We start from the raw sequence: 24,713 nt of genomic DNA on the forward strand, positions 1-24,713 counted from the left end.
ACTTCGTTCTTAATTAAAATGCACAGCCATCTGGTAATGGTGTTTGGGTTTCTAATTCACTTGCAAAACCTTCAGCAATTTCAAACTCTTCAAATCCTTGAGATATGGAGCCTTTGTACCCAATCATTCCATAACCACTCGAATTCATATGCACTCGTACAATCACTACTGTAGCTGCTGTTATAGCTACGCCTCCACCAGATCTTACAAAAGGTTGCTCATTAACATGACTATGGGCTAATATTCTTCTGTAAAGTAATTCTCCATCTTCAGAGATAACCTCCCACCAATCTGCATATTGTTCGCATCCTGTATCTGGGCTCAATACACCTACTTGAAATGTATATTCATTTTCATTTCCTGAGGTGACCACACTTACAATGGATGCTTTAGCTTCAACATCTGGGCTTAAAGCAACGTTTGTATTATCTTGATCACAAGCTCCAATGAACGCTGCAAATAAGAATATCATCATTTTCATCTTCTTAAGCATTTATTTTATTTCAAAAATACTAATTAGTACATAGCTATTATGTAACAAAAGTCACTAATCATGGTATTGTTCTTTCATCATAGTCGAAAAAACTATGGTTTTATTTCTTGATTTTCAATTCTTGTAACATATGTCACAGGAATTGGCAGCGCTCCCATTTACATTTGTACCGTTATATATATCCAATGAAAAAAGGAATTAAATTGTTACTCGTATGCCTAATATGTTCAGGCATATTTACAGCTATTTATTTCTTAATAGAAAATACTTAAAAACCAAATTGCTATGAAAAAGAATATGGGAACAACAGATCGAATTGTAAGAATTCTAATTGCTGTCGTAGTAGGAATATTATTTTGGCAACAAGTAATTACTGGTACATTAGCATATGTACTTCTTGCCGCGTCAGGTATATTTCTCCTCACAAGTTTTATTAGCTTTTGTCCACTTTACAGTTTGGTAGGTTTAAAAACCACCAAAGAAGCTTCTAAAGATCACTAATTAAACATAAAAGCTCGTGTTATGAATCAACCGAGCTTTTATAGTATCTTGTCATTATGAAATTACAAACAGCAGATGTTATTTTTGTTTTGATTCAATTTGCATTGTTTTTTCTATTCATTTTTGAAATCCCTTCATTCCAAATACACATTCCAAGTAGTATCAAACTTGCAGGAATAGGTGTAGCCATAGTAGGGTTGTTACTCATCCTTATTGCCTTGCTCCAACTCAACAAAAATTTATCTCCATTTCCCTCTCCAAAATCAGGTTCACATCTTATTCAGAATGGGGTTTACAAATACATACGACACCCCATTTACACAGGAATCCTATTTCTTTTTTTGGGATATAGTCTCTATGTATCATCAGGGTATAAATTAGTAATTACGCTCCTACTTCTTATGCTATTTATCTTCAAATCTCGTTATGAAGAAAAGCGATTAACACAAACTTTTAAAGAGTATACAAACTATCAAAAAAGCACAGGTCGTTTTTTACCAAAAATAAACCGTTAATCGTTCTTTTTAGACCCTCTAGGGTTCTAAAAATCTATCATTCCATAGTATCTTTACAATAGTAAATTTTAAGACGATATCGTATGGAAAATTTAGATGCTGCAAGACTTCAAATGGCGTTTACACTTATCTTTCATATCGTGTTTGCTTGCATCGGTATGGTCATGCCTTTTTTTATGGTAGTTGCTCATAAAAAATGGTTAAATACTCGAAATCAAGTATACTTAACCCTTACAAAATCTTGGCAAAAAGGAGTTGCTATTTTCTTTGTTACTGGTGCTGTTTCTGGCACAGCGCTATCTTTTGAACTCGGACTTTTATGGCCTGAATTTATGAAGCATGCAGGACCTATTATTGGGATGCCATTCTCTTTGGAAGGCGCTGCCTTTTTTGTAGAAGCGATAGCACTAGGCTTTTATTTATATGGATGGAATAAAATACCTGAAAAATTTCACTGGTGGACAGGAGTTATTGTAGGTATTTCTGGGGTTGCCTCAGGAATTCTTGTGGTGTCAGCAAATGGATGGATGAATGCTCCCTCTGGTTTTGACTATATAAACGGAGAGTTCTTAAACATAGATCCCATAAAGGCATTATTTAATCCAGCTTGGTTTACACAAGCCCTACACATGACACTTGCCGCTTTTACAGCTACCGGATTTGCTGTTGCAGGTATACATGCCTACCAAATTGTAAAAAAACGTAACATAGAACTTCATAAAAAAGCATTTAAAATTGCCATTACTTTTGGAGCTATTGCTGCTATTTTACAACCCATAAGTGGAGATTTATCTGCAAAAGATATTGCAGAGAGACAACCTGTAAAACTTGCCGCTATGGAAGCTCATTTTGAAACATCAAAAGGAGCTCCATTATACATAGGAGGTATTGTAGATGAAGAAACCCAAGAAGTAACTCACAAAATAGCCATCCCAAAAGCACTCTCTTTTCTTGCTTTTGGAGATCTAGATGCTGAGGTAAAAGGGCTCAATGATTTCCCTGAAGATGAGCGCCCTAATGTAGCGATTGTTCATTATGCATTTCAAGTGATGGTGGGATTAGGAACGCTGCTCCTATTTGCTGGAGTATTCTTTTTTATTACGCTTTCGCGAAAGCGTACTTGGTTTCATTCCAAAAAGTTTTGGCTCCTATTTACCATACTAGCGCCCATGGGATTTATTGCCCTCGAAGCTGGATGGATTGTTACCGAAGTAGGTAGACAACCTTGGATCATTCATGATATTATGAAAACCAAAGACGCCGTAACTCCTGTTCCTGGGATCGTTTATAGTTTTTATATGTATGTCGTTTTATACAGTATTCTTACCATAGCCGTGACTTGGTTAATGAGTAGGCAAATCAAAGCATTAAATAACACAACACCTGAAGCAACATGATCTATGTAGTTCTGTTTTTTTTAGCTTTTTCTTTATTGCTATATGTCCTTTTAGCTGGCGCCGATTTTGGAGCTGGTATCATTGAATTATTCTCTTCTGAAAAGAATCAGGTGATAACTAAAAAAACAGTCTATCGAGTGATGGGACCTGTCTGGGAGGCAAATCACATCTGGATTATTATCATGATTGTGATATTATGGGTTGCCTTTCCTGCCTATTATCATATTATCGTGATCTATTTACATATTCCGCTTACGCTTATGCTATTGGGTATTACATTACGAGGCGTTGCTTTTGTATTTAGACATTATGATGCGTATAAAGACAAATCGCAAATAGTCTATGACTGGATGTTTAAGATTTCTAGTTTTGTTACTCCTATATTCTTAGGAATGACCTTTGGAGCAATGATAAGTGGTCATATTATTGATAGTTCTGAGGGCATAAATTATACTTTTAAAGCATTATACATAGATTCTTGGTTTCATCTATTCTCATTATTAACTGGATTCTTTTTTGCGGCTTTATGTGCTTTTTTATCTTCCGTATTACTTATTGGAGAAGCTGCGGCTATTAATAAAAAAGTATATGTAAAGAAAGCGACCATAGCTACAGTTATTGTTGTACTAATAGGCTTTATTACTATACTATATGGGTATTATACAGCGATCCCATTTGTAATTGATTTTATACATAATCCATATGCCATTATTGCTGTTATCATATCGGCAGTATTACTAGTTCCATTATGGATGAGTATTCGTAAAGGACGTAGAATTTTAAGTAGAATATTTGCAGGCAGTCAAGTGTTACTCATTTTAATAGCTGCGCTTGTCCCACATTACCCTACTATTTTGTTTACCTCAGAAGGAGGTATTTCTATTTTAGATAACATTGCACCAGATAGCGTGATTAAAGTTTTAGGGATATCACTTCTCATAGGTGGGTCTGTGATTTTACCTGGACTTTTTCATTTACTAAAATCTTTTAAAATGATTAAGATTTTGGAACGCCCTTAAGAGGTGGATACCACCTTATAATTTTTCTCCTATGTAACTTAGGTTACCAACATCGGGATATAAAAAGTGTTTTTTTGTAAAAACTATTTTACAAATGAACTGGATATACGAGCCTTGGCCTTGGTATATAGGTGGTCCTATGATTGCTTTAATTCTATTTTTATTGCTCATGATAGGCAAAAATTTTGGAATGTCTTCTAACTTAAGAACCCTCTGTACGATTTGTGGTGCAGGTAATGCTTCCCATTTTTTTAAGTTTGATTGGAAAACACAACGTTGGAATCTTATGGTTATACTAGGCGCAATTATAGGTGGATATATAGGGGCTCATTTTTTATCAAATAATGATGCAGTAGCTATTGATCCAACTACCCTTAGTGAATTACAAGAGATGGGGTTTGCAAGTGCAGGGAAAGCCTATCTTCCATTAGAATTATTTGACAACGCAATTTTCACAAAACCTAAAACGCTTCTCTTACTGAGTATAGGAGGGTTACTCGTTGGTTTTGGCGCTAGATATGCAGGAGGGTGTACTTCAGGACATGCTATTTCTGGTTTAAGTAATTTACAGCGTCCTTCGCTTATCGCTGTGATAGGTTTCTTTATAGGAGGATTACTAATGATTCATCTTATTTTTCCTTTATTATTTTAAATTATGAGAACACTTATTTACTTAGGTATTGGTATTTTATTTGGTATTACGATGTACAAATCTGAAGCGGCTTCTTGGTTTCGGATTTATGAGATGTTCTCTTTTGACTCCTTTCATATGTATGGTATTATAGGGTCTGCGCTAGCTATTGGTATTACGATTACACAACTTATAAAACGGTATAACATCTCCTCTTTTTATGGAGAAAAAATACATATTATTCCTAAAGAAAAAGGATGGAAACGGTATTTATTAGGGGGTATTATTTTTGGTTTAGGTTGGGCTTTAGCGGGTGCTTGTCCAGGGCCTATGTTTACTCTTATTGGAGCTGGGTTTCTTCCAATTTTTATAGTTATTATTGCCGCTATAGTAGGCACATTCCTATACGGTCTTCTAAGGAATAAATTACCTCACTAGGCGAGTTGAAAACAGGCTTGGTATGCTTTCGCGAAAGCGAACTTGTGAGACCTGCCTGTCGGTAGGTAAGTTCACGACCATAAGAAGAGCGAAGCGTTAAAGCGTATCAAATAGTATTAAAAACAAAAAACTCACCCCAGTATACGATGTACCAAGGTGAGTTTTCAAAATTTATATAGCGCCTATTGTCTGGAAAGACACCTAAAACACTACGTGCATATCTTGTGCATTTTTAAATTTGCTTTTTGAAGTAATGGAGCAATATTTATTGTCCATTTTAAAGCTTTTTGTATACCAAGTATTATCGTTATAGGTGGTAGACTCTTTATCAATTTTTATTTCTGTAAGCGGAATAGACATTCCCTTCCCTATGGCTTTGATCACAGATTCTTTTTTAGTCCAATATTCATAAAACGTATCGAGTCCGTTATCCTTAATATCTTGAAGCTCTTTAGGTGTAAAAACATTTTCAAACAGATCATAATCAATATCATTAATTTCTTCTATATCTACACCTACTTCTTGCTTGCTAAACACACAAACAACCGTATTTCCACTGTGCGAAATATTAAAATTAAAATTACTGTCTTCCATAAATGGTTTTCCGTAACTGTCTTTTAGGATTTTATTAAATTCGAATGAATCATTTCCAAACATAGTTGCTCCTAGGTAAATCATTAATTTCCCAAAGAGACAGTTGTAACGGTCATCCCACCTTCTATACTTGAGTACTTCTTCTTTAAATCCTTGAGGTAAAAAATCTAAATAGTATTTCAAACTATTTTGATCTATCCCATTTTCTGTAGAATATTGAAATAAGTAATATTCGTCTTCTTTCAGATCAATCTGAGGAATGGATTTAAAATCACTAAAGGCTACGCTATATGTTGAATTTTTTGTGATCATAATAATAAGTTTATAAGAAAGCAATACAAGTATTGTTTCTATCTGGTTTCAGTCACTAAGTGCTTTGTTTTATGAAGCTAAAAGCTTCCTTAACGTTATTAGCACGTATCAATATTTTGTTATATAGATGAATGAGGTATAAAAATCACACATCTATTTCTATAGATATTTACGTTTTTGGATTACTGAAATATCTTTTAGTAGCGTTATAAGAAGTACTACTAAACAGATCAAGTCTTACATCACTATCAAGTGATATTGGGTTTATTTTTTATAATAAGCTATTGATATGAGATCCTTCTGCTTCTAGAAAATGAATAAGTAATAGTATATCATATAAACAGCTACATACGGTAAGTTTATTGAGTATCTTTCCGAGTATTCCTTTGAGTTTAACTCCCAAAGCTGCATGTCCAAATTGCCCTCTGGATTTATGTACCGTAATATGTACAAAAGCCAGATTCCAAAGTAATTGTGTTAATTTAAAAGAAGTAGGTTCATCTAGTAAGATGTTTTTGATTTTTGTAAAGTTCCCTTCTTCATCTATTCGTATTAAAAATTCTGTTCCTAATATATTGATAGCGTCTTTTCTTATTTCTAAAACCTCAGGAATTATTTCTTCTAAAACGAAATCTGTTTTCTTTAAAACAATATCTGTTGCATATTCTAATTCAATGCTCATAATTTTATGGCTTTGTTATTTATTTAGTAATAGAGGTTCTACTTATAGACCACTACTTCACGCACTATTTACAACTTAAATGCAATAGATTAAGACTGTTATATACCCATCACAAATCTATATAACTGACTTATATAAATAAGATATTTCTGGGCGTATATAAATAGTATGATGAGTAGTTTCATGTGATATTATTTGTATTAAAAGGCAAGGGATCTTAGCATTATAATAAATCCAGGTTACGCTAAAACAATAATTGTAATCTAAAGATGAGCGTAATTTTAAGTACGCTTTCGCGAAAGCGTATAGCTATACATTAAGAAGTAATCATATGCGGCTATTTCAATTTCACTTATAAACAAACAGTATACTCATGTATAGTTGACGTTATTTATGAATAAAACTAAGATCCTTGACCTTTACAATAAATGTGCTTGATATTCATATAAGCACTCTTAGAAGATACACGTACAAGAGCACGAATGTTCTACATCTTGATGTGCTGGTTGTACTAGAAGTCCTCCTAGAATAGTTCTTTGTTTCAATTTTGAGATTTTAATTTTTTCAAAATTGAGGGTCGCTTTTTTAAATATTTCATTTTTCATATTGAAAAGTATTTAGGTAGAGACAAATTCTTGAACATTAAAACCCTATCAAGATTTAGGTATCATATATTCTAACAATCGTTTATCTCGCAAAAAGTACAATCGCAAGTAGTTTCTGTAGGTCTTGAAAGTGGCCATATACCACCGTTAATCGTAGTTTGTTCTAACTTTGAAATAATTACTTTCTCAAAGTTGAGTTCTAATTTTTTAAGCTTTTGATTTTTCATTTTTCTGATTTTTTTTAGTTATTATATTCTGAACATTTTAACGCCCATCAGAACTTCAGGCTATTTAAATCATAGGGGGATTCTTATAAAACCTAAATAGATAGGTTTTATATATGATTTTAGGAATGTGACGTATTGTATATGTTGTCTTTTTACTAAGAAAGGTATTCTGCTATTAGAAAGGGCAGGTAAAAAATTGGGGGAGTACCTCAATGACAAATCTTATTAGATCATCTATCATTGAGGCACATACAGATTCTAAAACCTAACAAATATCTGGGTCAGATCCGCACAAACAAGTATCACTAAGTCTTGTTTCCTGTAGTAAAGCATTTCCTCCTTCTACTTTGTCTAAATGGAGTTTGCTAATCAGTTCTTTACTAAAACTAAGTTGTTTTAATTCTTTTTTCATGATGCTTGAAATTTAATTTATACGTATCCTGAACATTTTAGAAGTTCCTCAGGATTTAGAACTTTTGATTACTTAACACACATTAAAATTGGTAACGTACGTTCTTTTTGCTATTCTTCTGCAGGAATTGTTTTTCTAATAGATACTACTTTACCTAATGTATATCCTGTAAAGAATAATACGGTCATATTTATAGCATTAAAAAGAATAAAAGCAACCGGAGATAGTAGGGCAGGTAATTTTAAATTTTCAAAAATACCATTGAGATAAAACACTCTATCATTAAATACCAAAAACAATATTGCACATGTAACAAGTTCTAGGACAAAGAGTGTCACAAATACATTTTTAGGTCGCACTACAAATTTTGCAAGAAAACCTATTGCGATGATTATAATCATATACCAGAGGTAGTCTGTAATAAAAAACTGTGGTAATAAGCAGATGGCATAAGGCCATAATTTAATTGCATTTTTCATTAGTTAAATTTTATAATGTTATCAATATTTTTCAGTTCATTAGGATGACTTTTGTACTGAGACTCTTTATACTTTCCGTCTTTCCAAAGACCTAATTGGTTTGTATAATTTTTAGAGTTAATTTTTCCACTTTGTCCTCCAGCAAGAATTGTATACCCCTTAATACTCCCTTTATCCATTTGATAGATAGATCTAAAAACGGGGCGAGAATATTTTGTGTTAAGATTTATTGTATTTGAATTACCTCCTACATTTTCTATTTTTTCACCTAGACCTGGCAGAAAAGAAATACTTCGTATATTAATTAAAGCTAGGTTTTTATAGGTTTCATCTTTCCATGCATCTCCATGGTATTGTTTTAAAGTTTCATCTACAGTAGATAGGATTTCATATAGAATTTCTTTTTTAGAAGGGCTTCCTGCTACTGTATATTCTTTATCCTTTAAATACTTTACAAAATATTTAAAGGAAGGTGCATGACTTACTTTTAAGTGCTCTTGAGCAAAGTTAGAAGCTTTGTCTTGTACCGTTCTTCTTAATAGTTCATATACTAGGGCTTCATTTTTGCTACTCTTCATATCTCCATCCCAGTTTTCTAATCTTTGTACGAGTTCTTGATATTCTTCAGGGATTTCATAAAGACTTAAAAGCTCTTTAAATTCAAAGAAGGAAAGATCTACCTCATCAGATTGCATGGATTTTATTTCTTCTATTCCCCAATCGTTCTTGGTTTCTAATAAGGAATTGATACGATTTACTCTGTAATCATCTTTCAAGCCGTGATAACCGAAATAGGTATTATTTTGTACAGGCTGTTGGTTTGCAGAAAATAAAAAGTTATTGGAAGGGTTTTTGGTATGCCATAAAGTATCTAATGCTGTACTAGCTACTACTCCTTTTGTACCATCTAGAAGCTGTCCCACATGAATCCCTTCTCTATTGGGTAATTTACCCGCACAAACAATTCCTATATTATCATTTATATCATTATAAATAAAGTTTTGTGGTGGATATGCATACTCCTTTAAGGCATCTGTAAAGTCATTCCAGTTTTGCCCATGCATCATTTCATATATGGCTTTTACCGAATAGCTTTTATTTGCTGCATACCAATGTTGTGCATAGTATGTATTATTCTCTCCTTTTATTACTTTTCCATGCGCTGTACTATTATTTTTTATAGTAATTGCATCGCTCCCTTTTACATTGATTGTATATTTCTTTTCATCAAAGGGCACCCATTCACCTTCATATAAATATAGATTTTCATCTTTTACTTCAAGTTTATAACGGTCTACCAAATCCCATTCTCCATTTGTGATTCCCCAAGAGATTACATCATTATGTCCACTTACAATTACAGGAACCCCTGGAATTGAAAATCCATATGCTGTTAAATTATCTGAGACGATGTGTGCTTCGTAAAATGCTTCTGGTAATGCTAGATACAAATGTGGGTCGTTTGCTAAAATTGATTTCCCATCTTTTGTTTTTGTTGCATTCACTACCCAATTATTACTTCCAATATTCTCATGAAAACCGAAAGGGTCTTCCATTTTCTCTTTTGGTTTTTGAACAATAGCTTCTTCAATTAATTTTGGTTGTTCTAGTTGTATACTGTGATCTGTAGAAGGTAAGATTGTTTTTAATCCTTTAGGTTGTAGTGGGTAAAAATACTCTTGCTCCTTTTCCGGAAGTTTTGTTAGTACTTCATTTAATGTAATATGCTCATCAAAATAGGTAAGTGACCAACTCATATACCAAGTAACTAATAGGGAATATTCTGGTTTCCATTCTCTAGGCGCTTCCCCAAAAATTTTATATAGAGGATCTGTTCCTTTATTACTAGACAAATACGTATTTACGCCTTCAGAATAAGCAAGTAAATAGTCATAAAATTCTGGAGCATTTACTTTATAATCCTCTAATAACTCTGCAGATTTTGCTTCAAATTCATAGGGCTTCCAGAAACTATCAGTTCCTACCGACTGTTGTCCAAAAATTTCTGATATTCTTCCTTGAACAGTTCTCGTTACTAATTCCATTTGAAAATATCGATCTTGAGCATGCATATACCCTAATCCAAAAGCAACATCGTTTTTTTGGTCACCATAAATATGAGGGATCCCAACATCATCTACATAAATAGTAGGTTTATAATTACTGGAGAATTCTTGGATTTCACTTTTCAATAGCGGTACAGATAATAATCCTGTTTTGTATGTAGTTAAAGCTCCTAAAGAATCAATGGGTTGGTATTTTACATTAGTGATATATATCCAACCAGCACATAGTATTAGGACGATCACTATTTTGACTTTTTTCATTTTTCTACTTTTTAGGCATCAGTCAATCTTACTTAGCATATAAGTATCATCCATATGCTAAGTAAAATTTATTCTGAAAAAATTAAACTTAATGTCACTCATTTTAAAGAAAGTTATGAGTGAATTCATGGTATATAATTAGTTATATACCTAAAGTGGCGTATTTTACACGAGCATTTTAAAAAACAGTTTCTAATACTCTATTTACTTCTACAAGTCTTCCATATTCCATTTTGAGTAACTTATCAGACTTGTCGTAATATCTATCATCATGCGTAATTGCTATGATCGTTTTATCTTCTTGTTCTATAATAATAGGTATAATCTCTTCATAGAATTTCTTTCTAAAATGAGGATCTTGATCTGCTGCCCATTCATCTAAAACAAGTATCGGTCTATCTTCTAACAACGCACTAATTAACGCTAAACGTTTACGCTGACCTGTAGATAAATTTGTGGTAGAAAACTTATTATTTTCGACAGTTACTTTTTCTGTAAGTTCAAATAAATCAAGATAATGATTTACTTTATTGACATCTACATCTTTGATACCATAAAACTCATCAAAAAGATAAAAATCACTAAAAACAGGAGAAAACATTTCTTTAATATTTTCAACTCTTTCTTCAGGCACAGGAATATCGTCTACAAGTACATTACCACTTTCTAAATTATAAAGCTGTAAAATCGTATTGATGAAGGTTGTTTTTCCTGCTCCATTTCCTCCATAAACAAAAACTACTTCATTTCTGTCTATTTCTAAACTTATAGGTCCTACTGAAAATTTATCTTCTCCATATGAGAATGAGTAATCTTGTATCTCTAACTTATTGAAGTTATAATACTTTTCTTTATTTGAAGTCTCTATGCTAGATTCTCCTTCTATACTTTGAAGTTCTGTTTTAAGTTTATTCATTTTTGAGAATGACACCTTAGCTCTATTGATTATTGGTATTGTTGTCATAATATTTACAATAGGTCCTAAAACATATAATAATACAAATACAAAACTCACAGTAACATCTAAAGGAATACTAAACACTTTGTCACCATAAACAAGAATAAAGGTAACTAAGGCATAAAATAATAACTGACTAATGATTTCACTATTCAGATACTTTACAAAAGCTTTTACATATGTTTTTTCTCCTGTAACTGTTATACCTTTAAGTCTATTTTCATAAATATCTTCTCCTTTATCCTTATTGATATTTATCTCTTTTGCACCACCTAAAATGCTATTGAAAATATTCACAAAACCTCTTTCTAATTCTCTAACTTCCTTGATTTGTTGATTACTCTTACGAGATCTCACTAAATATATAGTAACTCCTATGGCTATTACTCCAAGACACATTGCAAATAAACTAATTGACAAATATGCCATATATATTAAACAGGCTGCAATAAGAATAATAGACGAGAAAAAATTAATAGCTATTAAAGATGCGTTTACAATATTATTTACATCTGAAGTAAGTGTTGAATACACCTCATCTTTATATTCTTGAAGCTTTCTATAGGGTGCTTTCAAGATTAACTTCACAACATCTCTTCTCATATTCCAAAACATTTTCTGAGAAAGTTTAATAATTCCAGAAGACAGCCATTTTCTTGTAATAAAGAAAACTGCTATAGTTCCTAAAAACATGAATAAGTAGTCATTTTTTGTAGCCAATTCACCTTTCATAGACATACTTATAATTTTATTAATGATTGTAATAAAACCAAAACCTGATAGTCCAGAAATAATCGCTAATACTGAATACCCAATAATAGATTTTATGGGTATTAAATTTGCCGTATTATTTTTTAAAACATTTTTTTTCATTTTGAGTATAGTTTAATGTTGTTAATAGTTTAGTTATGGTAGAAATAGGCCTGATCAATCTTTATATAGAATGCTAACAGCACCCTACATAAAGATTATTCAAACGTTATCTATTAATCATCCTATGATAAGAGGACAATATCTTTATCTAAAAATTGGATTTTATGATTGTAAACAGGTTTAAAAGTATACACCTCACTTATGAGGTTCTGTTTACTGATTTGTTTTTTGAACACCCATGATAAGGTATTTCAAATACGTATTATTTATCTAATCACTAATAAGTGATTACAACTCTTTTTTATAATGTCTAATACTTGTGTCGAAGCATCATAAATAAAGAAATGATTTCCTGGAAATATTTGATACGAAAAATCAACTGTTGTGTATTGATTCCAGTTTTCTATATGATCTACGAGTTCTTCTTCATCTCCCATTAAAGCAATGATATGCGTATGAACTGTAAGACCCTTTTCTAGAAAATCATCTTCCTCAAGCACCCTAAAATCTGCACGCATTATAGGTCCAAAAAAACTATATAATTCGTCATTTTCTAATACTTCATCTGGAATTCCACCTAATTTTCGCAATTCTTCTTTAAACATTGCATCTTCCATTAAGTATCTTTTCTTTTCTTCTCTTTCTATCCCAGGGCCTGGATTTCCTGATACAATTAAAGCTTCTGGAGCATCTCCATATCCTTCCATTTTTTTTGTTACAGAAAGCCCTAATGTTGCTCCCATACTATGTCCATAAATGATATATGGCTTATTATTTCTTAGAGATTTAATTTGACCAACATAATCATAGATGGTATCTTCTTTTTGATATAGAAGCTTTTCATCATTTCGTTTTCCCCTTCCAGGAAGTTCTAGAGGGTAAAACTCAAACTCCATTTTTAGATCGTTTTTTAAGAACTCATATGAATAAGAACTCCCTCCCGCAAAATGTAACAGGAATATCTGTATTTTACCTTGTGAAAACATGACATTCTAAAATTTATTAAACAATCAACGAACATGAATTAATTACCCGTTCTTCCTTTTTCTTCTTCATTACCAAATCCTCTACCTCTTACTCTAATTTTCTTATTACCAAAACTATATGATAGAGATACTCTTGCAAACCTACTACTGTAATTAAAATCACCTACTTGCTCTACTCCATTTATAATGGATCTATTATTATTTAGGAATCCTTGATTAAACACATCATTCACCAGTACTGCAAGTTGTAGATCTTTATTTAAGAAGCTTTGTTTAAACCCTAGATTTAAACTAAAAGTTTCTCCTGTATCATTCAACCCTCTTTTATGGCTTGAACTATACCAAAAGTTTGCTTCAAACTTTGTCGTCTTACTTAATGAAAAAGCATTGTTAGTTGTAAAGTATAATCGTACTCCATTTTGAACCTCAGCATTAATGGTCTCTAATAATTCTGTCTTAGAACCTAGTAAATAAACACTCGACATACTTTGCCACCAAGAAATCTTATTGAAACTATAACTCTCACCAATACCGTAGTAATATTCCTTTGAATAGTTCTGTCTCGTTATCACCTGTGCATTATTTTCTGTATCAGAATTAAATACTATTCCAAAATTATCATTCGTAATTCTAAAAAATGCACTTGTTCTTAAACTTCTCTTATACGCATAGGTAAAGTTAAAACTATCTGTAAATGAGGGTTGTAAAAAAGGATTTCCTTCAGAAAAACTATTACTATTTATAAAAAATCGAAAAGGATTAAGATCATTAAAACGAGGACGATTTACTCTCTTTCCATAATTGAATGTAAAGTTATGATTATCGCTTTTTGCATATGCAAGATAAAATGTGGGGAATAATCTTAAATAATCATTTTCATTGGTTTGATTTAAAGTTCTAGAAAATCCTGTTGTGGTTGTATTCTCTAATCGCAATCCTACTTGAACACTTAGTTTATCACTAAGGCTCTTTGATCCATTTACATATAATGCCTGAATACTTTCATCATATTCAAATACATTTGATTGATTAGGATCTAGCACTGGTGTTCCCGTAGTTGCATCAAAGAAATTAATATTACTATTACTTTCTATAAAACTTAATTTACCTCCATAGGATAAATCAAAAAACTCAACGGGATGTTCTACATCTACTTTTGCGCTAAAATTCTGAATATCTAACTCTGAATTATTTAATGCTGAAAAAAGATTATCAGGAGATTGACTCCCAGGTAAAAATGTTTCTGTTGTAAAACTATTATCCTGATCTATATTATAATCTAAATAGTTAACATCTACTGATATTGATCTCCCAATAGTGTCTAGTTCTGAAGTCATATGTACATTATAAATATTACTTCTAGCTTCTCTTTCATTGACACCTGTATTTAGTAATACCGCTTCCAGCGAATTGGAAGCGTCAAATATTGTTGTTGAAGACTCGTTATCTTGATCTGGTTGTCTATAGTTTCCTAAATATTGAAACCCAATCACTGTTTTTTCTGTAAGGTCATAATCAAATAATACACGTCCAGAAACATTATCTTTTTTCTGTCTGGTATCTGATTCTAATACTTGGGTAACCTCTGGAGAGAAAGCACTAAAGTTTTCTATAGATCTATAATCACCTGTTGTTCCATTAAGGCTAGCAGAGAGTCTATATTTATTCTTATTATAAGAAAAGTTATTTCTAAGAGCTATCGACCCGTACTCGTTTTGCTCATAAGTTAGTGACGTTGTATTCTTCCAAGAGTTTCTTACTCCCTTTTTGAATATGATATTAATCAATCCTCCATTACCTCCAGCTTCATATCTAGCTGGCGGATTGGTTATAATTTCTATTTTCTTAATATCACTTGCCGAAATGGAGTTTAAAAACCCAACAAGATCATCTCCAGATAGATTTAATAAACGTCCATCTACCATTACTTGAGAAGCTCCTTTTCCCAAGATACTAATCGAGCTATTTTGAACAATTAATCCTGGTGCTACCTTTAATGCATCTATAGCATCTCCGGTACTACCGGCAATACTATTTTCTACATTAAAAACCAGACGATCATTCTTTTGTTCTATAATTCTCTTTTTTGCAGTAACAACGACCTCTTCTAGATTTTCAGATTCTGGTTCTATTTGAATAGTTTCCATAGTTGTATCTGCTTCTAGAACAATTTCTTTTGTCCAGTTTTTATATCCTAAATAACTCACAGTAACCGTGTAAGTACCCTTTGAAGTTGTTATAGCAAAGGCTCCAGATTCATCTGTAATAACTCCCCCTTTTACCGTTCCATCTGGATTTGTTAAGACTACATTTGCAAAAGGAATAGGCTCCTCTTTACTCTTTACCTGTCCTTTGAGCTCTACTTGAGAAATTCCCCAATATGGAACAAGAAGCATTACTACGAATGCTAAGACTTTATTGATTTTCATCTTACTATTTTTTATTATTAATATTGAATTTATGTTTTGTAAATACTACTTTGGGTTGTGTTATTTTAGAATCCAGATATGTTATAGTGTGTTGTAACTACGATTCAAAAATTGATATGTTGCAGTTTTATCTTATTTTAAATCAATAGTTTAAAATATTTCAAACTATTGATTTAAAATATGGCTATCATCATTCTGAATATTTTATTTCGAAAATTTTATGTAAATAAAGTATCCGTATATCTCCTTACTTTTTAAAAAACTAATTACAGCAAGCTCCACTACAAATCAATGACCAATCACAATGATCATTCACTGTACAACCTCCTAACTCTATATCTAACTCTGCCTCTAATTCTCCTGCTCCACCTTTAATATTGATTTTTTTCAGTTTAGAAATTGTAATCTTTTCAAAATTGAGTTCTTTTAATTTTTTCTTGTTTTTCATCTGTACTACGTTTTAATTAAAGTGATTCCTCAACGTATTTTGAGTCCATCAAGGTTTTGGACTTTTGAACTGAATGAAGTTTTATTACGATATTCTTTGATTTTTCAAGTAATCATTAGAATAACCAGATCATTAACAAAGAATCTTGCTATGATTCTCTGGTGGATTTGTACACACCTCATAAGTATCTGCGGCTGCTAATCCTCCTCCTTTAACTTCATTTTTTTCTAGACTAGAAATGGTATCCTTTTCTAGTCTAAGATTTTTTAAGTTTTTCTTGTCTTTCATCTGTACTACATTTTAATTAAAGTAATTCCTCAACGTATTTTGAGTCCATCAAGGTTTTGGACTTTTCATTTAAAAAAATCAGTGTTCCCTATTCACAAAAGTCATTAATGACCTCGCTTATCATCACAGATTGTGAGTAAGTTGTGTACGCTTTCGCGAAAGCGTATAAAGAAAGAATAGTACTTTGATTTTATGCTAGAGAATAGCTAGTGTTAGATGCTAATTTTATTAAACACATTATCCAGGACCTCATCTAGTTTGAAAGAATGTTGTGTATTTTCTTCATAAACAACACTAATTTCAATTCCATTATCACGTTGTTTGCAAATGATATCTAATGGATGATTCTTAGAAAGAGTTTGATTATTCTTTATCAAAACTCCTGAGTTCTTTTCATCAAGAGCTCCTGGTATTTTTTGAAAATTAACCCCTCCTGTTTTACACAGATCAATATCGATTTTTGTTTCATTAAAGAAATCTTTTCGTATCGTCTCATAAGGTATTGCCTGATGTTCTCTGGCTTTAAGATAATTTATAAACACCTCTTGAGATGTGGTATAAAAACTATTATTTACTTGAGGAATTAATCGTAACAGAATCGCATTATTAATGGCGCCTATCACTTTTGAAGCATCAAATCCGTTAAGCACATTTTCTCTTCCCGTAACCGTTATTGTTTGAAAATGTATGGCATTCTTAAAAAATCTACTTGCTAGATATTGATGGAATCCCATAAACAATCCTGGTAAAGGAACTTTTAGTTCTTTTGCAGTTTTTAAGATTTGTTTAAATCTTGAACCAGTGATGACTACTTTTTGCTCAGTATGCTTTATCCCTTTGGTTTTAGTTTTTAAATACTTGTATTCTTTTAATTTTGATGTTTTAAGATTCGTATCAGATTCTAAATGCATCTCTTTTAAATTATTTATCCAAAAGTATCGGTGTTCTAGTCCTGATTCTGATATGAGGTATTTTTGTTGCCACACAGCAAAGTCAAAATTAGAAACATCATATGGGTGTTTTATAACACCTTTATTCCCCATAAATTCACCTAACATATTTTTTAGGATTCTGCAAGAATCTAAATCTGCTATTGCATGACTAATTGCTATCTGGAAGTAGGTCTCTTTCCCTTTATGGAACATAAAAAGTCGTAGCAACTCTCCTCCAAAAAAGTCATAGGGTATTAAAGGAATTTCATTTGTTATAATTTCACCTATTCCTAAGGTAGTCTTACGGTCTACCTTCTTCTCATAAATTGCGATTTTAAATTCTTTTGGAGACACATATCGCTGATAAACACCATCTTCTTTACGTATAAATTGAATCGTAAGTGCTGGGAAATTACTTAGAAACTTACGTAATTCTAATTCAATAGTTTTACTCTTACGGCGTGGTATTTTGAAAGGTCCTATAAATCCTTCAGAATTTTTAAACTTCATCAGGTATTTTTGGTTCTCAGAAACTTGTATCTCATCACCTACTTCCCAATACTTCTTCTTCTCATTAATTATTCCTTTAGGTTTTAAAATACCTTGCACATATTCTTCTTGTATATGTAAAGGAGTTGATTGTTTTATAAGAATATTAGCTAATCCTTCAAGATCTGGTGTTTTAAATATTTGTTCTACTTTCACCAGATATCCTTCGTTTCTCAATTGATTCATTAATTGAATTATTTTTAATGAATCTCCTCCTATACTATAAAAGCTTTCCTTTATACTTATGTTTTCTCTTTTTAATATACGTTCACAAATAGAGACAATTAGCTTTTCTTCTTCTGTGCGCGGGGCTACATATTTTTTTGAAGAAGTAGTTACAAGATCGATCGCTAGTAATGCTTTCTTATCAATTTTTCCACTTGCATTTAGTGGCATTGCTTCTACGTTTATAAAGTAACTTGGTAGCATATAGCTTGGTAAAAAGGCCGCAAGTTTGAGACGAATTGTATCTGTTTCTATTGTTTCCCCTTTTACATAGGCTACAATACATTTCTCTGTATCATTTTCTTTAATGAGAACTATAGCCTGCGCTACACCTTCTTGTTTAAGAAGCGTGTTTTCTATTTCGCCAAGTTCTATACGGTGTCCTCTAATTTTTACTTGATCATCTTTACGGCGTATATATTCTATATTTCCATCTGATCTCCATCTTGCTAAATCACCTGTTTTATACATTTTACTTCCTTCACGATATGGGTTATCAATGAATTTTTCATTTGTAAGTGCTTCTCTATTTAAATATCCTCTGGCTAGACCATCTCCAGAAATACAAAGTTCCCCAACAACACCTATAGGTTGAATCTCTAAGGTATCAGAAAGAATATAGATCTCTTCATTTATTAATGGTTTTCCTATACTTAAATAGTTACTTGAATTGATATGTAAACTTGTACTCCATATGGTCGTTTCAGTAGGACCATAAACATTTATAATATCTAAGGTTGAGAATGCATCTATAGCATCATATACCGTTTTTGGAAAAGGCTCTCCTCCTATTAATAATTGTTTTAGATATGGTGATGGAGATGATATTAAGATCTCAGATATCTGACTCAACCTAGATGGGGTTACTTGTAATACTTCTACTTGATGCATATACAAGTGAGTCATAAATAATTCTGGAGATATGAGTTGTTCTGTAGAGAATAAGACTAATTGTCTTCCGCTACATAAGCTACCAAATATCTCTAAGAAAGAAATATCAAATACCATATTTGTTGTTCCTGCTACAACCGTATGGTTTTTAAATCCTAATTGAGTATCTAAATTATTTAAAAATGAAACTGCACTTCTATGTTCAATCATTACGCCTTTAGGCATTCCTGTAGATCCAGAAGTATAAATTACATAGGCTAAGTTTTCAGGTTTTACTTGTACAGACGCTACTAAATCTTGCGTATTATTTGCTTCAAAATTGAGTATTAAGTTTTGATCAATGACCACCTTACAATTAGCATCTTTCTCAATATACTCCATTCTATCTGCTGGATATGTAGGATCAATAGGAACATAAGCTGCTCCTGCTTTTAATACAGAAAGTAATGAAATCACTAACCATTCATTACGATCTAATTTAATTCCTACAAAATCTTCTACTTGGATAGCATGTTTTGACAGAAGATAATTTGCTAAGCTATTTGAAACCTCATCCAGCTCTTTGTATGTCATTTTCTTATCTCCAAAGACTAACGCTATATTTTCTGGATTTGTTACTACAGTGTTTGAAAATAAATCTAAAATAGTTGTTTGATGTAAGTCACTTATCTTGTTGTTATTAAATTCTTGTAGTAATTGTCTTTTTTCTATTTGAGAAATATAATCTACACTACTTATTTGTATGTTTGGTGATGTAAGCACTTCTTCAAGAAATGCTTTATAATGTTTCATAAACCCTACAATGATGTCTTCATCATATACATCTGTATTATAGTTGATTTGAAACGAAATATAATCTCCTACTTCTTCAAAATTAAATTCTATATCAAATTTAGAAATTGAATTCCCTAAAGGGGTAATCGTATTTGTATGCTCGTTTGCTATCTCAGATTCTTGTAATTTCTCGCCTACATTTTGAAGCATTACGACTACATCAAAAATAGCACTTCTACTTACGTCACGTTGCAATTCTAAGTCTTCTACTAAACGATCAAAAGGATATTGTTTATGTTCATATGCGTCTAGTACGGATACTCTAACCTCATCAAAAAGGGTATTAAAATCATTTCCTGCATTGACTTTATTTCTTAAAGCGATCATATTTAGATAAAACCCTATTTGATTTTCTAAATCAATATGATCTCTACCTGCAACTGGACTTCCTATAATAAAGTCTTCTTGAGAAGTATATCTACATAATAATGCATTTATTGAAGCGATAAGTCCCATGAAAAGACTACCTCCTCTATCTTGGCAAAAAGACTTTAAATCACTTGATGTCTTTTTAGATAAATAGGTCCCAAAACGTTTTCCTCTATTTGTTTTTACAACAGGACGTTTTTTTGTTGAAGGTAAATCAATTATTGGTAATTCTCCTTTAAGAAGATCTAACCAAAATGATTGATTTTTCTGATATGACTCATGATTTGATTGTGCTAATTGCCAAACCGAGTAGTCTTTATATTGTATTCTAAGTTCCGGTAATTGTGGATTACTACCAGAGATATAGGCATTATAATATGTCATAACATCCCTAGCCAATATTCCTAATGACCAACCATCACTTATGATATGATGCATATTGTAATAAAAAATACACGTATCATCTGACAATTGAAATAAAGAGACTTTTACTAATGGTCCATTTTCTAAATCAAATACTGATGTTGATTCTTTCTGAATGTACTCTTTAGTATATGACTCTTGATCTTCTATATCACGGAGGTCAAAATAATTAACATTAAAGTCCAGCTCTTCTTTTGCAAGTACCCATTGCCTAATTTCTCCATCTCTATTTTCCTTAAAAACAGTTCTTAAAATCTCATGTCTATCTATAGTTGCATAAATTGCTTTTTGAAGTTTTTCTATGTTATAATTTCCAACAAGAACTTTTTGTGATGGCATATTATATGCTATTGAGTTTTCATTAAACTGACTCAACACCCAAAGTCTACGTTGGGCATCTGATAATGGATAGTTTTCTGCGACAGGAGTTTTCTCAATCTCTTCATAGGTTAATTTTACTGAATCAGAGATTAAATTTGCGTGAGCAATCAATGTTGTATTTTCAAACAAATCTTTAAAGTTCAATTTTACATTAAACTCTTTTTGATAGGTATTAATCAATGTTCCCAGTGTAATACTATGTCCACCTAATTCAAAAAAGTCATCTCTTACTCCTACAAGATTTCTATCTAATAACGCTTCCCAAATATTTGCTATACTCTTTTCTATATCACTAGTAGGAGCTACATATTCAACCCCACTAGATAAGTTTAGATCTTTAGGATTAGGTAATGCACGTTTATCAACCTTACCATTTGTTGTCATTGGAATAGATTCCAATTGCACAAACGATGAAGGCACCATATATTTTGGAATTCTATTAGATAAAAACTCGCGTAATTCAGCTATAGTTTCTTCTTTATTGGATACAAAATATGCTACGATTTTTTTATCATTTTCGGTTTCAATAACTTTTGCAACCACTCCATCTATGCTCTCTTTTAGCGCTAGTTGACTTTCTATTTCTCCTAATTCAATTCTATACCCTCTTATTTTTACTTGTTGATCGGCTCTTCCTAAAAATTCTATATTTCCATCAGGAAGCCATCTCACTAAATCTCCTGTTTTATATAATTTTTTATTTTGATTGAACGGACTCTTAATTAATCGTTCTGCAGTTAGTTCTGGTTTATTAAGATATCCTAAAAACAATCCTTCTCCTGATGTATATAATTCTCCCACTCCATTAATTGGGCATAATGACAGGTTATTATTAAGAACATATACTTTAGTTCCTATTAAAGGTTTTCCAATGGGTATCGCTCTTTCTATATCTGTAGCATATGGCACTTCATAGCAACATGTAAACGTTGTGTTTTCTGTAGGCCCATATCCATTGATGACTTTTACTCCTGGTATTTTTGAATATATCGTACTAATTGTTTTTGGACTCAGTATATCTCCTCCTGCCAAAACATACTCCAAAGGAAGGTCTTCGATATCTTCAAGCGCCCATTGATCAAACAATGCCGCAGTAAAAAGCAGTGTATTTACATTAGCATCTCTTACAATCTGATTCAGCACTTTCAAGTCCATTTCTTTATATGGATATAGCACTAATTCTCCTCCATTTAATAAGGCATACCAAATTTCAAATGTGGCTGCATCAAAAGAAATCGAAGATTGGTGTAAAATTGTAACCTCTCTCTCTATTGCTATATTTGATAGCTTACTTAACCTAACAATTCCACTATCTGGAACAATTGCTCCTTTTGGAAGCCCTGTTGTACCTGAAGTATATATTACATATGCCAGGTCATTTGGAGTACGTACAATATTCGTCTTAGTAATAGGATATGTAGCTACTTCAGGATTTAAGTTATCTACATAAATCTCTTCTATAGCATTCTCTTCAGAAAAAAGAGCTGCAAGGTTATATTGTGTCAATATGATTCTAGCACTAGAATCTTTAAGCATATAATTAATCCTTTCTTTAGGATATTTCTGATCAATTGGAAGGTATGCAGCTCCAGCTTTAAGTATAGCTAATATCCCAACCATCATTTCTATAGACTTATCCATAGAAACTGGAATAATATCTCCTTGCTTTACTCCTTTACTTTGTAAATAGTGGGCTATTTGATTTGATTTTTCATCTAAGGTTTTGAAAGACATTTTAGTGTTTTCACAAGTTAATGCCGTTTTATTAGGCACTTCTACTACTTGTTTCAAAAACAAATCCAATACAGAGCAACCCTTTGAAACATTACGATCAGTTTCATTAAATTCCTCTAATAATTGTTGACTCTCATTTGACGAAAGATAATGAAGAGCCTCTAGACGTTGCTCTGGTGAATTTAACTGACTACTCAGTAATTGCTTATAATGTCTCAACAACCCATCTATCATTTCTTGATCATATACATCTGTGTTATAGGTTATTTGAAATGAAATATGATCTTGAATTTCTTGAAAAGTGACTTCTATATCAAACTTACAGTTTGTGACTCCATAATCAGTTACAACAGTATGAGGTGTTCTTGGTGCCGCATTATTATTTACATTCTGTAAAGACATAATAACATCAAAAATGGCACTCCTACTACTATCTCTTTTTAGCTTTAAATCCTCTACCAATTTATCAAAAGGAAATTGCTGATGCTTATAGCCTTTAAGGGTTGTACTTTTTATAGTTTCAAAAAGTGTTTTAAAGCCATCTTCAGGATGTACAGTGTTTCTTAAGGCTAGTGTATTGATGTAAAATCCAATTTGATTTTCTAGATCTAAATGATCTCTACCTGCCATTGGCGTTCCAATAATAAAATCTTCTTGCAAAGTATATTTATGGAACAGCACATTTAAGTTTGCCAAAAGCCCCATGAATAAACTTCCACCATTTTCTTGACAGAATGTTTTTAAATTTTGAGTTACTTCTTTAGAAATATATGTTCCTAAACGTCTTCCATTATTTGTTTTTAATAAAGGTCGCTTTTTTGTTACTGCTAATTCTAGTACAGGTAATTCACCAGAAAATTGATCTAACCAATATGCCTGATCTTCTTTATATGATTCGGTGTTTTCTGAAGCTAACTGCCATGCAGCATAGTCTTTGTATTGTATGCTGAGCTCTGGTAATTTTGGCAAGCTCCCAGTTACAAAAGAAGTATAATATGTAAAAACATCTTTTACCAATACATCCATAGACCATCCATCACTTATAATATGATGCATATTATAATAGAAGATATATTTATCTTGACTCATCTGGATTAAAGTTGCTCTAAAAAGCGGTCCATTTTCTAAATCAAATGCCTTATTCGTATCTGCCTGCATATACTCTTTAACCTTTGCATTTTGATTGTCTGCATCTACAAGATCAATGTAGGCTACTTTAAATCCAAGATTCTTTCTAGATACGATATGTTGTTCCACTTGCCCTTCTTCATTTGCTTTAAAAACAGTTCTTAAAATCTCATGTCTATCTATAGTCTTATGAATTGCTTTCTTAAAACTTTTGATGTCATAGCTACCGTCCAATACTTTGTAAAACGGCATATTGTATGCTATTGAATTTTCTGGAATTTGACTTAATATCCATAGTCTCTTTTGAGCAGATGACATCGGGTATGATGCTTTTTCTTCAGTAGGCTTAATCGTAAGATGATCTACTTTTTTGTCTTTATATGTATTAATAAAGTTGATAAGATCCTCTTTATGTAGTTTGATTTCCTCTAATAACAAAGCATTAATCACTCCTTTAGGAGCTTGAATATCTAATTTTGCATTAACTACATGTATCTTGACATTAAGTCTCTTTAACTTATTTATTAAATTGCTTATCATAGAAGGTTTATTAAAAGTTTATCAAAAATCATGTCTATAACTTCAATTACAAAGTCATAAATCGCTTACATAAACCCATGGAGTTATGGCACT

The 24,713-nt window shown here is 31.9% G+C and carries 20 protein-coding genes; 6 read left to right on the forward strand and 14 right to left on the reverse strand.

Going from position 1 to position 24,713, the window contains the following annotated elements; all coding sequences use genetic code 11:
• Positions 1-13: 13 nt before the first annotated feature.
• Entirely contained in the window at positions 14-493 is a 480-nt protein-coding gene (locus CHB80_RS23730) for a hypothetical protein (protein WP_089374016.1), read from the reverse strand.
• 285 nt (positions 494-778) lie between these two features.
• On the opposite strand from CHB80_RS23730, the gene CHB80_RS23735 reads away from it, so the two are divergent.
• From CHB80_RS23735 to CHB80_RS23760, 6 genes are all read left to right on the forward strand, one after another.
• Positions 779-994 (forward strand): YgaP family membrane protein, encoded by a 216-nt coding sequence (locus tag CHB80_RS23735; RefSeq protein WP_089374017.1) that lies wholly within the window; start codon positions 779-781, stop codon positions 992-994.
• 56 nt (positions 995-1,050) lie between these two features.
• Entirely contained in the window at positions 1,051-1,509 is a 459-nt protein-coding gene (locus CHB80_RS23740) for a methyltransferase family protein (protein ID WP_089374018.1), read from the forward strand.
• Positions 1,510-1,592: 83 nt separating this feature from the next.
• Positions 1,593-2,906 carry a cytochrome ubiquinol oxidase subunit I gene (locus CHB80_RS23745; protein WP_089374019.1) on the forward strand — a complete coding sequence of 438 codons (1,314 nt, stop codon included), beginning with the start codon at positions 1,593-1,595 and terminating at the stop codon, positions 2,904-2,906.
• Positions 2,903-3,925 carry a cytochrome d ubiquinol oxidase subunit II gene (locus CHB80_RS23750; RefSeq protein ID WP_089374020.1) on the forward strand — a complete coding sequence of 341 codons (1,023 nt, stop codon included), beginning with the start codon at positions 2,903-2,905 and terminating at the stop codon, positions 3,923-3,925. The genes CHB80_RS23745 and CHB80_RS23750 overlap by 4 nt, the downstream gene beginning before the upstream one ends.
• Before the next feature lie 94 nt (positions 3,926-4,019).
• Complete coding sequence (locus tag CHB80_RS23755) at positions 4,020-4,577, forward strand: YeeE/YedE family protein (RefSeq protein ID WP_089374021.1); 558 nt, start codon at positions 4,020-4,022, stop codon at positions 4,575-4,577.
• 3 nt (positions 4,578-4,580) lie between these two features.
• Positions 4,581-4,994 (forward strand): DUF6691 family protein, encoded by a 414-nt coding sequence (locus CHB80_RS23760; protein ID WP_089374022.1) that lies wholly within the window; start codon positions 4,581-4,583, stop codon positions 4,992-4,994.
• Between the two features lie 201 nt (positions 4,995-5,195).
• Here CHB80_RS23760 and CHB80_RS23765 read toward each other — a convergent pair whose 3' ends face one another.
• From CHB80_RS23765 to CHB80_RS23805, 13 genes are all read right to left on the reverse strand, one after another.
• Positions 5,196-5,900, reverse strand: coding sequence for a 4'-phosphopantetheinyl transferase family protein (locus CHB80_RS23765; RefSeq protein WP_089374023.1), 705 nt, complete (start codon positions 5,898-5,900; stop codon positions 5,196-5,198).
• 271 nt (positions 5,901-6,171) lie between these two features.
• Complete coding sequence (locus CHB80_RS23770; RefSeq protein WP_089374024.1) at positions 6,172-6,582, reverse strand: hypothetical protein; 411 nt, start codon at positions 6,580-6,582, stop codon at positions 6,172-6,174.
• Positions 6,583-7,037: 455 nt separating this feature from the next.
• On the reverse strand, positions 7,038-7,187 hold the full coding sequence (locus CHB80_RS24825) for a hypothetical protein (protein WP_179218263.1): 150 nt from the start codon (positions 7,185-7,187) through the stop codon (positions 7,038-7,040).
• Between the two features lie 71 nt (positions 7,188-7,258).
• On the reverse strand, positions 7,259-7,414 hold the full coding sequence (locus CHB80_RS24830) for a hypothetical protein (RefSeq protein WP_179218264.1): 156 nt from the start codon (positions 7,412-7,414) through the stop codon (positions 7,259-7,261).
• A 265-nt stretch (positions 7,415-7,679) separates the two neighbouring features.
• A complete protein-coding gene (locus tag CHB80_RS24835) occupies positions 7,680-7,826 on the reverse strand; it encodes a hypothetical protein (protein WP_179218265.1) in 147 nt (48 codons plus the stop codon).
• A gap of 110 nt (positions 7,827-7,936) precedes the next feature.
• A complete protein-coding gene (locus CHB80_RS23775) occupies positions 7,937-8,305 on the reverse strand; it encodes a hypothetical protein (RefSeq protein ID WP_089374025.1) in 369 nt (122 codons plus the stop codon).
• Positions 8,305-10,632 (reverse strand): penicillin acylase family protein, encoded by a 2,328-nt coding sequence (locus CHB80_RS23780; protein ID WP_089374026.1) that lies wholly within the window; start codon positions 10,630-10,632, stop codon positions 8,305-8,307. The genes CHB80_RS23775 and CHB80_RS23780 overlap by 1 nt, the downstream gene beginning before the upstream one ends.
• Before the next feature lie 178 nt (positions 10,633-10,810).
• Complete coding sequence (locus CHB80_RS23785; RefSeq protein ID WP_089374027.1) at positions 10,811-12,463, reverse strand: cyclic peptide export ABC transporter; 1,653 nt, start codon at positions 12,461-12,463, stop codon at positions 10,811-10,813.
• A 266-nt stretch (positions 12,464-12,729) separates the two neighbouring features.
• A complete protein-coding gene (locus CHB80_RS23790) occupies positions 12,730-13,449 on the reverse strand; it encodes a thioesterase II family protein (protein ID WP_089374028.1) in 720 nt (239 codons plus the stop codon).
• Positions 13,450-13,487: 38 nt separating this feature from the next.
• A complete protein-coding gene (locus CHB80_RS23795; RefSeq protein ID WP_089374029.1) occupies positions 13,488-15,878 on the reverse strand; it encodes a TonB-dependent receptor domain-containing protein in 2,391 nt (796 codons plus the stop codon).
• Between the two features lie 262 nt (positions 15,879-16,140).
• Positions 16,141-16,326, reverse strand: a complete 186-nt coding sequence (locus tag CHB80_RS23800) for a hypothetical protein (protein WP_089374030.1) — start codon at positions 16,324-16,326, stop codon at positions 16,141-16,143.
• A gap of 132 nt (positions 16,327-16,458) precedes the next feature.
• A complete protein-coding gene (locus tag CHB80_RS24840; RefSeq protein ID WP_179218266.1) occupies positions 16,459-16,614 on the reverse strand; it encodes a hypothetical protein in 156 nt (51 codons plus the stop codon).
• A gap of 212 nt (positions 16,615-16,826) precedes the next feature.
• Positions 16,827-24,620 (reverse strand): non-ribosomal peptide synthetase, encoded by a 7,794-nt coding sequence (locus CHB80_RS23805; protein WP_089374031.1) that lies wholly within the window; start codon positions 24,618-24,620, stop codon positions 16,827-16,829.
• Positions 24,621-24,713 lie beyond the last annotated feature (93 nt).

This window comes from Dokdonia pacifica (genome assembly GCF_900188275.1).
GTDB lineage: Bacteria > Bacteroidota > Bacteroidia > Flavobacteriales > Flavobacteriaceae > Dokdonia > Dokdonia pacifica.